We start from the raw sequence: 11,874 nt of genomic DNA, 5'->3' as shown, positions 1-11,874 counted from the left end.
AGCGTAATATCTTTAAACCGGAGCATCATTTCCGGTTTTTTATTTAATTTTATTCCCGCTAATCACGAGAAAAAAATTGAGGGATGAGTTACGAAATACGAAGCATGCAGCCTGAGGATGGCGCTGCTGTCATTGCCATATTTGAGGAAGGAATCGCGGGTGGAAATGCCACGTTCGATCAGCATGCGCCTTCGTGGGAAGCTTGGGACGATAAATATTTCAACAGTTGCCGGTTCGTTCTGGAAGATGCCAATGATGAGGTGATGGGTTGGGCAGCGCTGCAGCCGATAAGCGCGCGCGACTGCTACAAAGGCGTGGCAGAAGTGAGTATTTATCTCCGGAACGCTGCACAGGGCAAAGGGTTGGGCTCCATGCTGCTACAGAAATTGATTCTTGCAAGCGAAGAAGAGGAATTCTGGATGCTGCAGGCCAGCATTTTCCCGGAAAATCAGCCTAGTATTATTATTCATGAAAGATTTGGATTCAGAACAGTGGGCAGACGCGAGCGTCTGGCGCAGATGAACGGTGTATGGCGCGACGTGGTTCTCCTCGAAAGACGGAGTTCTGTGGTAGGAATTTAGCATGATTTTTTCTGTGTGCACAATAAATTTTAAAGTTTGGCATTAGTATTGAGATGTTATCTTAAATTAAATCTCATAAAAAATGAAAAATCTATTTAAAATAATAGCAGCGGCAGGGCTTGCTTTTACTTTAGCCTCCTGTGGTGCTGCTAATGATGTTTACGGAAACAATTATCCAAACAATTATCCCAACGGTGGTGTTTACAGAACTCCGGACGGTACCGTTTACAGACAGGGCGATGTGTACCGGGATCGTAACGGAAACGTTTACCAGAACGGCAGGGTTGTAAGAACAGGTGATGTATACGGCAGACCGGGAATCATTACCAGAAGAGGTGACAATACAGGATATTATCCGCGTAATAACCGGAATATGCCTCCGGGACAGGCTAAGAAAATCTACGGTGGAAATGCTAAAGATTATGCGCCCGGTCAGGTAAAAAAAAGAAACGCTAACTGGAATAACAACCGTAATGAGGACTGGAGATATGATGACGACAGGAAAAACACCAAAGAGTACAGAAAATTCAGTGACAAGTCTGACAAGAACAATAAAAAATTCAAGAAAGGGAAAGGCAAACGTAACGATTAACAGCTATAAAAGAAAAATGGCGGGAAATTTTCCCGCCATTTTTCTGTATAACATATTGCTTATTTATCTATGGAACCCAGTACTTTCTGGGCAAAACCATTCAGTGCATCCCTTTCCGTCATTCCGTTATTTACGCTGCTGTGAACTTCGAGCGCTCCGCAAATATTGGTAATTAATTCTCCCGCAACATTTAAGTCTTCTTCAGTGGTTCCGCGGAATTCTGTAAACGCCTCCAAAACTTCCAAAGTTTTTTCGAGGTTTTCAGCACTTTGGGTCTGATAAAACTGTCTGATTATAGGTAGTTTCATTAATTTAATTCTTTAAAAAGATTAATAAGGCTTTCTGCCTGGTTGGTCTGAACCTGGTTTACAAGTTCTCCGTTCCTAAAGATTGCAAAGGTCGGCAGATTGTCAACTTTCGCCAGTTTTCTACTTTCCGGAAGTTTTTCTGCGTCTACATAATAGAACGGAATATCTTCGTTTTCGGCGGCAAGCTTCTTGAACTTCGGCTTCATGATTCTGCAGTTTCCGCACCATGTTGCACCGTACTGTACCACTACTTTTTCATTATCTGCAACAATCTGCTGCAAAGCGTCTTCTGTTAATTCTGTGTACATTTCAGCTGTTTTTTAATTAGTTTTGGTGATTTGCAAGGTATTCCGCGGTTGAAGCTCTGTTAGCCTGCATTGCATCTTTACCTTCTTCCCAGTTAGCAGGGCAAACTTCACCGTGTTTCTGAACGTGGGTGTAAGCATCGATCAGTCTTAAGAATTCTTTTACGTTTCTTCCCAGAGGCATATCGTTTACCGCTTCGTGGAAGATTTTTCCTGTTTCATCGATCAGGTAAGTTGCTCTGTAAGTAACGTTAGAACCTGTGAAGATTTCGTTTCCTTCTGCATCGTATTCGAAATCCTGATCTACGATTCCCAGGATGTTGGCAAGCTGTCTGTGGGTATCTGCAAGGATCGGGTAAGTTACGCCTTCGATTCCTCCGTTTTCTTTTGCGGTATTTAACCAGGCAAAGTGTACTTCGTTGGTGTCACATGAAGCACCGATCACTTTGGTGTTTCTTTTTTCGAATTCACCCAAAGCTTCCTGAAAAGCGTGAAGTTCAGTCGGGCAAACGAAAGTAAAGTCTTTCGGGTACCAGAACAGTAATACTTTCTGCTCGTTTTTTGTAGCCTCTTCAAAGATGTTAATTCTTAAATCATCACCCATTTCACTCATTGCATCAATCTCGATGTTTGGGAATTTTTTTCCTACTAATGACATATTATATTTTTTTTAAATTTCTATGGTGCAAAGATACCATGTTTTCATCAATTAAAAAAGTAACTTTCGATTTATAAAATCTATTAGAATGAATCTCTTCATAAAAGGAATCTCTGATGTTTTTATATTCTCATTAAAGTTTGAAAATAAATGAGTAAATTCACTAAATAAAAATAAAAAGCTATGAAAAAAATACTGGTCATTCTCTTAGTAGCGCTGGTGCTCATTCAGTTTTTTCCGATTGATAAAAATAATCCAGCACCCACACCGGGCATGGATTTATTAAAGATTAAAAACACGCCGGAAGCCACTGCGACACTCATCAGAAACGGTTGCTACGACTGTCACAGCAACGAATCAAAATATCCATGGTATTCCAATGTACAGCCTATTGCGTGGTTTCTTAAAGACCATATTGATGAAGGGAGAAAAGAACTTAATTTCTCTACCTTTGCGACTTATGAACCCAAACGTCAGGCACATAAACTTTTTGAAGCCGTAGAAATGATTGAAAAAGGTGAAATGCCTCTTGATTCTTATATTTTAGCCCATCCGGAAGCCAAATACACCGAAGCACAAAAGCAGGAGGTGATCCAGTATTTGAAATCGTTGGAAAAAGAAATCCGCGTTATGAATGACCTGCCGGCTGAAACTGCGAAAAAATGACAGATTCTTCCAAATACTATGTTTTTTACGATGGCGACTGCGGCATGTGCAACTATTGGGTCCAGTGGATTCTCAAAAACGACCGGAAGAAGCAGTTTCTCTTTTCCGCATTGCAGTCGGAGTTCGGGCAAAATTTCTTAAACGAAAGAAATTTGGAGAACAGGCAGCTCAGCACTTTATACCTTTGGAAGCCCAACGCGTTTTATGAAACAAAATCTCATGCTGTTTTTAAGATTGGCAAAATTCTCGGCGGAAAATATGTTCTTTTCGGATATCTGAATGCATTGCCCAGGCCGGTGACCGATTTTTTTTATGATCGGGTTGCCGCCAACAGAAAGCGTTTTTCAGTTCAGCAATGTGCTTTGCCAACGGCAGAAGAACAGGGCCGGTTTATCGAAAAATAACATCGCAGAAGTGTTGATTCTCCTTGAAAATTCAGGCTTGAAAAAGGTCTAAAATTACGCTGCCCCGTCAGCAAAAAACATAAACTAATTCTTATATTTGCACCCATGGAATACAATACCAACAGACCACAGCTGCACATGCCCGAATACGGAAGAATTATACAGCAGCTTGTTGAGCGCTGCAAAGAACTGGCTACAAAAGAAGAGCGGAACGAAATGGCAGTAGCAATAGTAGATTTTATGGGGCAGAGAAATCCCCAACTTCGCGACGAAGAGAATTATAAACATAAACTTTGGGACCATCTTTTTATTCTTTCCAATTACGATCTGGATGTAGATTCTCCTTATCCTTTCCCTACGGTGGAAGAACTGAATGAAAAACCCAAGAAAATGGAATATCCCAAACTTCAGGGAGATTTTAAATTTTACGGCAAAAGTATTCTTCAGCTGATCGAAAAAGCCATTGAACTGGAAGCAGGCGACGAAAAAGACGCCCTCATTCAGGTCATTGCAAACAATATGAAAAAATCTTACAATGTTTATAATAAAGAACATGTGCAGGATGAAGTAATTTTTAGGCATCTGAAGGATCTATCAGAAAACCGTCTTGATCTTACCGGTCTAGACTCGCTGGAGAAAAGCAAGATTTACTACGCAAGCGGAAGAACCAACAAAAATAACGGGAGAACCAACCAAAACCAGGCACAGAACAGCCAGAACAAAAGAAGAAATTTTCATAACAATAAAAACCGGAAGTAAAAGATGAGCGGATCATTTAAAATAAAAGGCGGAAAAAGGTTGCATGGTGAAATCACTCCACAGGGAGCGAAAAATGAAGCGCTTCAGATTTTATGTGCGGTTTTGCTTACCGACGAAGAAGTAAGGGTAAAGAATATTCCCGATATCCATGATGTAAACAGGCTGATTGAAATCTTGGGCGATTTTGGCGTAAAGATTACGAAAAACGCTCATGGTGATTACACTTTTAAATCAGATGCTGTAAATTTTGATTATATTAAATCAAATGATTTTAAGAAAGATGGTTCCAAACTCCGAGGTTCCATTATGCTTCTCGGCCCCATGTTAGCAAGATTTGGCGAAGCTTATATGCCGACTCCGGGCGGTGATAAAATCGGAAGAAGACGTCTTGATACGCATTTCCAGGGATTTGTGGAACTGGGTGCGGAATTTCATTACGATGAAAAAGAATATCTGTACTCCTTAAAAGCTAAAGAACTTCACGGGAAATTTATCCTCTTGGAAGAAGCTTCAGTTACCGGAACAGCCAATGTTGTGATGGCGGCCGTTTTAGCCAAAGGAAAAACCAGTATTTACAATGCTGCCTGCGAACCTTATCTGCAACAGCTCTGCAAAATGCTTAACAGAATGGGCGCCAATATCTCTGGAATTGGTTCAAATTTACTCATCATTGAGGGAGTTGATACGCTTCACGGAACAGAACACACCATGCTGCCTGATATGGTTGAAATCGGTTCCTGGATAGGTCTTGCCGCAATGACAAAATCTGAAATCACCATTAAAAATGTACACTGGGATGAACTCGGCGTAATTCCGAATACCTTCAGGAAATTGGGAATACAGCTGGAGAAACGTGGCGACGATATCTTTATCCCGGCACAGGAAAATTACAAAATACAGAAATTTATCGATGGTTCTATTTTAACTGTTTCCGATGCTCCGTGGCCGGGCTTTACACCTGATTTGCTTTCCATCATTCTGGTTGTAGCTACACAGGCAAAAGGAACCGTTCTGGTTCACCAGAAAATGTTTGAATCCCGCCTCTTCTTTGTTGATAAACTCATCGATATGGGCGCGCAGATTATTCTGTGTGATCCGCACAGGGCAACGGTGGTAGGTTTAAATCACGAATCTCCACTTCGGGGCACAACGATGATTTCCCCTGATATCAGAGCCGGCAACGCCCTGCTGATCGCAGCACTTTCTGCAGAAGGAAATTCAACCATCCACAACATCGAGCAGATCGACCGTGGGTACGAAAATATCGACGGAAGACTGAAAGCACTCGGCGCAGAAATCGAGAGAGTTTAGTTCAGAAATTCATTAAACATAAAAAGCCATTTTCTCAGTGAAATGGCTTTTTTTTATGGGGAGCAACAAGGTTTAGTTCTCTCTTCATGTCTTCACCCACTGTCCACTTTATCTTTTTTGGTGATTTCGCTTCCGCTCTATCACCAAAAAAGGATACCGTTTCCATCGGGGCTATCAAGTTTTAGTAGATTCCTTCTGTAATCCTAAATTTAAAAAAACTATCTTTGCAAAAATTTTTGGGCTCGAAAAGTTCGAGTAACCCATTAATAATTACATTATTAAACAAAATTTAATGAGCAATATCGTTGCGATCGTTGGGCGCCCCAACGTAGGAAAATCAACCCTTTTTAACCGATTTTTAGAAAGAAGAGAAGCTATCGTAGATTCTACTTCCGGAGTTACCAGAGACCGCCATTACGGTAAATCTGACTGGAACGGAGTAGAATTCACCGTGATTGATACCGGTGGTTACGAAGTAAATAACGAAGATATCTTTCAGGAAGAAATCTCCAAACAGGTTCAGCTGGCTGTTGATGAAGCTACTTCCATAATTTTCATGCTGAATGTAGAAGAAGGTTTAACGGACACAGATCAGGAGATTTTCGAAATGCTGCGCCGCTCCAACAAGCCGGTGTATGTAACGGTAAACAAAGTAGATTCTGCCACTGAAGAACTTGCGGCTACCGAATTTTATCAGTTAGGAATCGAAAAATACTATACTTTATCTTCTGCCACAGGTTCCGGAACCGGCGAGTTGTTGGATGATATTGTTAAAGAATTTCCAACAACCGAATACAAAGATCCTTTCGAAGGTTTGCCAAAAATTACCATTGCGGGAAGACCGAACGTGGGAAAATCAACCTTGACTAACGCTTTGTTGGATGTTGAAAGAAATATCGTGACCGACATCGCAGGAACGACAAGAGATTCTATCGAAACTTTATATAACAAATTCGGACATGAGTTTGTCCTTGTAGACACCGCGGGAATGCGCCGTAAAGCCAAAGTGAAAGAAGATCTGGAATTTTATTCCGTGATGCGGTCTATCCGTTCTATCGAATATTCAGATGTGGTGATCATCATGGTGGATGCTACTTTAGGATGGGAATCTCAGGATATGAATATCTTCGGATTGGCTCAGAAAAACAGAAAAGGAATCGTAATTCTAGTGAATAAATGGGATTTGGTGGAAGATAAAAGCACCAACAGTACCCGCGATTTCGAAAACCAGATTAAGGAAAGAATCGGTCAGTTTACCGATATTCCGATTTTATTTATTTCTGCACTTACCAAACAGCGCATCCTGAAAGCCGTGGAAGTAGCCATGGAAGTTTACGAAAACCGCGCGAAGAAAATTAAAACTTCAAAACTTAACGAAGTGATGCTTCCGATTTTCGAACATACGCCGCCACCGGCGATTAAAGGAAAGTACGTGAAGATTAAATACTGTGTACAGCTTCCTACGCCAAGTCCACAGTTTGTATTTTTCTGTAATTTACCACAGTACGTAAAAGAAAGTTATAAGAGGTTTACCGAAAATCAACTTAGAAAAGAGTTTGGTTTTACGGGTGTTCCTATTGAAATCTATTTCCGTCAAAAGTAAAAAAAAACTTAGGCCTTTCAGAAAAATTCTGAAAGGCTTTTTAATACATTAAATTTTCCCGAACTTTACAGCATAAATTAGCACTATGGTTACTGTTTTATCCGATCAATTCTCCCTTGTAAATACCTGGATCAATGAACTCCGAAATGTTGAAGTGCAAAATGACCGAATGAGATTCCGTAGAAATATGGAGCGCATTGGCGAAATTGCAGCTTTTGAAATCAGCAAAAGTCTGGAGCAGAAAGAAATAGAAATTACCACGCCTCTGGATAAACTCAAAGTAAAAGAAGTTGCGGTGCAGCCCGTAATTACCACAATTTTAAGAGCTGGTGTACCGCTGTTCCAGGGAATTCTGAATTATCTTGATAAAGCAGACTGCGGTTTCGTTGCCGCTTACCGAAAACACGATGCCAACGATTATTTCTCTATCAAACAGGATTATTTAACCTGTCCGAATGTGGACGGAAGACCATTAATTGTTGCCGATCCGATGTTGGCTACAGGAGCAAGTCTAATTGAAGCGATTAAAGATTTATTGAATCACGGAAAACCTTCTCAACTTCATATCGTGGCAGCCATTGCTTCGAAACAGGGCGTAGAAACCATCAAAAATGAATATCCCGATGCACATATCTGGGTGGGAGTTATTGATGAGCAGCTGACTTCTAAAGGTTATATCACTCCAGGCCTTGGCGATGCCGGCGATTTAAGTTATGGCGAAAAACTCCAGCGATAATATTTAATTCAACTCGGATTTAGTCCACCGCCATTACGAGAACCGAAACTTTATTGTTTCCTGCTTTCAGGATTTCCCACGCAACAGAACTCATCGTATTTCCTGTGGTGAAAACATCATCGATCAGTAACACATGACTGTCTGAAATTTCCTGTGTAAGTGAAAAAAGATTTTCGGTTTCTGCACGATGCGATTTGTCTTTCTGAGCCTGGGCTTTGCGGTAAAAATTTCTTTTGATTACCTGATGGTCAAAAGGAATATCCAGTTTTTTTGAGAGAGTTTCGGTAAAAAGATGAAGCTGGTTGTAACCTCTTTCCTTCAGTTTTTTCGGATGTAACGGCACGGAAACCATGAGATCAGGTTTGTCCTCGGGAAATTTTATTCTTTCCGCAGTCCATTCCGCCAATATTTTTCCTGTCTTTTCGCGACTTCCGTATTTAAGTTGGTGAACAATTTTGCGGCTTACACTTTCTTCCTCAAACTGCATCAGTGCAAATGCATTCTCCACAGGAAAAAGTAAGGAGCAGCGCTCTTTTAGAAGGTTTTCCCGGGAAAAATCGTGATGGGTAAAAAGAACCTGACCGATGCAGATCCCACAAACCAATTCACCGGAACCAATGATTCGGCTACATTCCAGACAGCGGTTGGGGAAAAGTAAATTTAAAATCACATGTATTGTTTAGGTATTTTAAAGTTACAAATTTTACTTTACCACCATCTACATCACCTCTTTTTTAATCATCTGGATGGCTTTCTTCATCTTTTCATTAAAAATTTCTTTTTCCAGACGGAGCGGCGGTGCCTGCCTAACTTCGCAGTTCGGGATGCTGCAGAATTCGCAGGTTACGCCTACATTCACAGTTTTAATCCGGTCGCTTTTCGCAAAATTTATCTTCTTTAAAGAGTTTGAATTCAGTAAAATTCCGAGGCAGTAACTCCTGTTTGTTCCATCAGAGAACGGATTTTTCTGCGACGTTGACAGGACCAGATAAGTAAGTCCGCTGTCTTTATAATGGGAAATCTGAGCATCGGTTACGGTTTCGTTTTCTTTCAGATTCATCAGGTTTTTCACGGCAATCCATCTTCTGCAGTAATGTTCGTTGGTCGCGTTGGCATGTGGTGCCTGCTGCTGGTTCAGGTGAAGTTCCTTTAAAATTTCAAGCTTATCTGAATTTTTCTTCTTCGTAAAACACAGATAGAAAAGATCTTTAATTCCGTGCTCCTGAGGCAGAATGTTGGTCATCCGGTAATAAAAAGTTTCCGGAGAATTTGTAAATTCCTCGATAAGATTCTCAAAATTCTGTGGTTCCCATTCATGGGATTTAAAAAAAGATGAAATTTTTTCCGTTAAAATTCCTTTGTGTATCAGCAGACAGCCTGCGAAATACGATGCGTAATAATTGCTGAGCAGTTCCTCGAAACTGGTAAAATCAAGCCAGGAATACGTGTTGGGTCTGGGGTTGAGATTTAAGACGTTGTAGCCGATTTCTTTGGCAAAAATGAAGGTTTTCTGGTCTTCGTCTAAGAGTTCATTCAGTAACAGCAGTTTCTTTTCAGGGATAAAAAGAGACCGGAGTTTTCCGGTTGCGCCATATTTTTCAAAATCCAGATTTCTGATTTCATATTGAAGTTTTTCCGTCAGAATTTTTTCCAGATCACTGGAGTTTGGTTTATGTGGAATTTGATTTTCGATAGAATAGGCAACGGCTTTTTCCTCGATTTCAGGAAAATAATTATCATAAAGTTCCTGAAAACTTCTCACTACCGCAAAGTAAAACCGCTCTTTGCTCAGGTTATAGTTCTTGGAAATTTCGATGAGTGTGTTTACGAAAGCCGTCACTTTTTTCGGTGCGTCGCTGATGATGCTGATGAGGTTGTTTTTGTTGATTCCGAAAAGATCCAGCGGGATTTCCTTGAAAAAATCCGACTGTATGATTTCCACAATCGGTGACAGGCTTTTATCCAGTTTTGTGGATACCAAATCGTTATAGCTGCAGTTCAGTGCGGTGGCAAGCTGGGCAATTTTGTCGTGTTTCGGATATTTTTTTCCGTTTTCGATCTCATTGAGATACGATTTTGATAATCCGGTTTGATTTGAAAGTTCCTGCAAAGAAATGTTTCTTTTCTGCCGGAACTGTTTCATTTTCAGTCCAAAAACGGTTTTTATGAATTCGCCGTCGTGCGTCATGGTTGCGTTTTAAATTTATAATCTTTCTAAATAGTTTTAGAAATACGATGGATACAAAGTTAATTAAAAAAGAACTGTTGTTCGCATAATTATTTATTTTAAAAAATAGCGAACGTTCGCTGTAGGTGAAAAATTTTATTTAGATTTGTTGAATCAAAATCACAAAATATTAATTGATATGGAGACGGCAACAACATTTAAAATTCTGGCAGACAGACCTCATCACGATATTTTCACTTCGGAAATGATTGAGTTTCTTTATGAACTTCAAGTAAGATTCAATGAAGAAAGAAAAAAGCTCCTTGCTGCCAGAACAATGAAACAGGTGGAGTTCGATCATCATCAGCTTCCCGTTTTTTTACCTGAAACCAAAGAAATAAGAGAAACGGATTGGGTATGCAGCGCGCTTCCTGAAGATTTGCTCGACAGAAGAGTGGAAATTACCGGTCCGGTGGAACGTAAAATGATCATCAATGCCCTAAATTCAGGCGCTTCAACATTCATGGCAGATTTTGAGGACAGCAATTCGCCGACCTGGGAAAACTGCATGGAAGGACAGATAAATCTTTCTGATGCTGTAAACCGCTCCATCAGTTTTGAAAATGAAGCCGGCAAAGTCTACCAACTCAATGACCACACTGCAGTTCTGTTGGTTCGTCCAAGAGGTCTGCATCTTGAAGAAAAAAATATAGAAATTGACGGAGAAAAAGCTTCGGGTTCTTTAATTGATTTTGGAATCTACTTTTTCAGAAATGCCAAGAAACTGATTGAAAACGGTAGCGGACCTTATTTTTATCTTCCAAAACTGGAACATTACAAAGAAGCCCGATGGTGGAATGAAGTTTTTAAATTTTCTCAGGATTACCTCAAGATTCCACAGGGAACCATTAAGGCAACCGTTCTTATTGAAACCGTTACCGCGGCTTTTCAGCTCGACGAGATCCTATATGAACTTAAAGAGCACAGTTCCGGGCTCAATTGCGGACGCTGGGATTATATTTTTTCCTACATCAAAAAATTCAGAAATCTGCCCGAATTTCTCGTTCCCGACAGAGATCAGGTGACCATGACTTCACCTTTTATGAGTTCTTATTCGAAACGGGTAATTCAGATTTGCCACAAAAGAAATGTTCACGCGATGGGTGGAATGGCAGCACAGATTCCCGTAAAAAATAATGAAGAGCAGAATGAGATAGCCTATGCGAAAGTTCGTGCAGACAAGGAAAGAGAGGTGAGAAATGGGCATGATGGAACTTGGGTTGCGCATCCGGGACTGGTTCCTGTTGCGAAGAAAATCTTCGATGACCTGATGCCTGAAAAAAACCAGATTCACAAAAAATTCGAAGAATACCAGATTTCAGAAAGCGACTTGCTCGAAATTCCAAAAGGGACAATCACTGAAAATGGCGTAAGAAAAAACATCAATGTCGGAATTCTTTATATTGAATCCTGGCTGATGGGTGTGGGTGCAGCGGCACTTTACAACCTAATGGAAGATGCCGCGACCGCAGAAATTTCGCGTACTCAGGTTTGGCAGTGGCTGAAAAATGAGGCAAAACTTGATGACGGCAGAACGTTAACCAAAGACATGGTGTTGAAATGGCAGGAAGAAGAACTTCAAAATATTAAGAATTATGTGGGTGAAGAGCGTTACAAAAACGGAAAATTCGCTTTAGCCACCGAGATTTTCGATGATCTGGTCCTTAATGACGATTTTGAAGAATTTTTAACCTTAAAAGCTTATAATTTTATTTAAATCCAAT

General features: G+C 40.4%; 14 protein-coding genes. 9 read left to right on the top strand and 5 right to left on the bottom strand.

Annotated features, from left to right (window positions below; translation table 11 throughout):
- Positions 1-83 precede the first annotated feature (83 nt).
- Both V5N63_RS01865 and V5N63_RS11895 read left to right on the top strand, forming a co-directional pair.
- Positions 84-581: a GNAT family N-acetyltransferase gene (locus V5N63_RS01865; RefSeq protein ID WP_332032496.1), complete on the top strand. Its 498-nt coding sequence runs from the start codon at positions 84-86 to the stop codon at positions 579-581.
- Between the two features lie 82 nt (positions 582-663).
- On the top strand, positions 664-1,173 hold the full coding sequence (locus V5N63_RS11895; RefSeq protein WP_442905765.1) for an LptM family lipoprotein: 510 nt from the start codon (positions 664-666) through the stop codon (positions 1,171-1,173).
- Between the two features lie 59 nt (positions 1,174-1,232).
- Here the strand turns inward: V5N63_RS11895 and V5N63_RS01855 are convergent, their stop codons facing one another.
- Genes V5N63_RS01855 through V5N63_RS01845 form a run of 3 tightly spaced genes read right to left on the bottom strand, consistent with a single transcriptional unit; the run spans position 1,233 to position 2,444 of the window.
- Positions 1,233-1,481, bottom strand: a complete 249-nt coding sequence (locus tag V5N63_RS01855) for a DUF6952 family protein (protein ID WP_088469949.1) — start codon at positions 1,479-1,481, stop codon at positions 1,233-1,235.
- Positions 1,481-1,789, bottom strand: coding sequence for a thioredoxin family protein (locus V5N63_RS01850; RefSeq protein WP_332032495.1), 309 nt, complete (start codon positions 1,787-1,789; stop codon positions 1,481-1,483). Before V5N63_RS01850 ends, V5N63_RS01855 begins: the two co-directional genes overlap by 1 nt.
- A 16-nt stretch (positions 1,790-1,805) precedes the next feature.
- On the bottom strand, positions 1,806-2,444 hold the full coding sequence (locus V5N63_RS01845) for a peroxiredoxin (protein ID WP_088469951.1): 639 nt from the start codon (positions 2,442-2,444) through the stop codon (positions 1,806-1,808).
- A 183-nt stretch (positions 2,445-2,627) separates the two neighbouring features.
- Between V5N63_RS01845 and V5N63_RS01840 the strand changes: the two genes are divergently transcribed.
- From V5N63_RS01840 to upp, 6 genes are all read left to right on the top strand, one after another.
- Positions 2,628-3,110 (top strand): heme-binding domain-containing protein, encoded by a 483-nt coding sequence (locus tag V5N63_RS01840; RefSeq protein WP_332032493.1) that lies wholly within the window; start codon positions 2,628-2,630, stop codon positions 3,108-3,110.
- On the top strand, positions 3,107-3,514 hold the full coding sequence (locus V5N63_RS01835; protein WP_332032491.1) for a thiol-disulfide oxidoreductase DCC family protein: 408 nt from the start codon (positions 3,107-3,109) through the stop codon (positions 3,512-3,514). The genes V5N63_RS01840 and V5N63_RS01835 overlap by 4 nt, the downstream gene beginning before the upstream one ends.
- Positions 3,515-3,619: 105 nt before the next feature.
- Positions 3,620-4,273: a DUF4290 domain-containing protein gene (locus V5N63_RS01830; RefSeq protein WP_088469954.1), complete on the top strand. Its 654-nt coding sequence runs from the start codon at positions 3,620-3,622 to the stop codon at positions 4,271-4,273.
- A gap of 3 nt (positions 4,274-4,276) precedes the next feature.
- Complete coding sequence (murA, locus tag V5N63_RS01825; RefSeq protein WP_332032488.1) at positions 4,277-5,584, top strand: UDP-N-acetylglucosamine 1-carboxyvinyltransferase; 1,308 nt, start codon at positions 4,277-4,279, stop codon at positions 5,582-5,584.
- A 292-nt stretch (positions 5,585-5,876) separates the two neighbouring features.
- A complete protein-coding gene (der, locus tag V5N63_RS01820; protein WP_088469956.1) occupies positions 5,877-7,187 on the top strand; it encodes a ribosome biogenesis GTPase Der in 1,311 nt (436 codons plus the stop codon).
- Between the two features lie 85 nt (positions 7,188-7,272).
- A complete protein-coding gene (gene upp, locus V5N63_RS01815) occupies positions 7,273-7,923 on the top strand; it encodes a uracil phosphoribosyltransferase (protein WP_332022831.1) in 651 nt (216 codons plus the stop codon).
- A gap of 19 nt (positions 7,924-7,942) precedes the next feature.
- Here upp and V5N63_RS01810 read toward each other — a convergent pair whose 3' ends face one another.
- Both V5N63_RS01810 and V5N63_RS01805 read right to left on the bottom strand, forming a co-directional pair.
- Positions 7,943-8,593 carry a ComF family protein gene (locus V5N63_RS01810; RefSeq protein WP_265143508.1) on the bottom strand — a complete coding sequence of 217 codons (651 nt, stop codon included), beginning with the start codon at positions 8,591-8,593 and terminating at the stop codon, positions 7,943-7,945.
- 48 nt (positions 8,594-8,641) lie between these two features.
- On the bottom strand, positions 8,642-10,111 hold the full coding sequence (locus V5N63_RS01805) for a helix-turn-helix transcriptional regulator (RefSeq protein WP_332032485.1): 1,470 nt from the start codon (positions 10,109-10,111) through the stop codon (positions 8,642-8,644).
- A gap of 178 nt (positions 10,112-10,289) precedes the next feature.
- On the opposite strand from V5N63_RS01805, the gene aceB reads away from it, so the two are divergent.
- Positions 10,290-11,867: a malate synthase A gene (gene aceB / locus V5N63_RS01800; RefSeq protein ID WP_332032483.1), complete on the top strand. Its 1,578-nt coding sequence runs from the start codon at positions 10,290-10,292 to the stop codon at positions 11,865-11,867.
- The last annotated feature ends 7 nt before the right edge of the window (positions 11,868-11,874 follow it).

It is taken from the genome of Kaistella sp. (assembly GCF_032060305.1).
Classification (GTDB): Bacteria; Bacteroidota; Bacteroidia; order Flavobacteriales; family Weeksellaceae; genus Kaistella; species Kaistella yananensis.
Note: the sequence above shows the minus strand (reverse complement) of the source record. Positions and strands in the feature narration are given on the sequence as shown.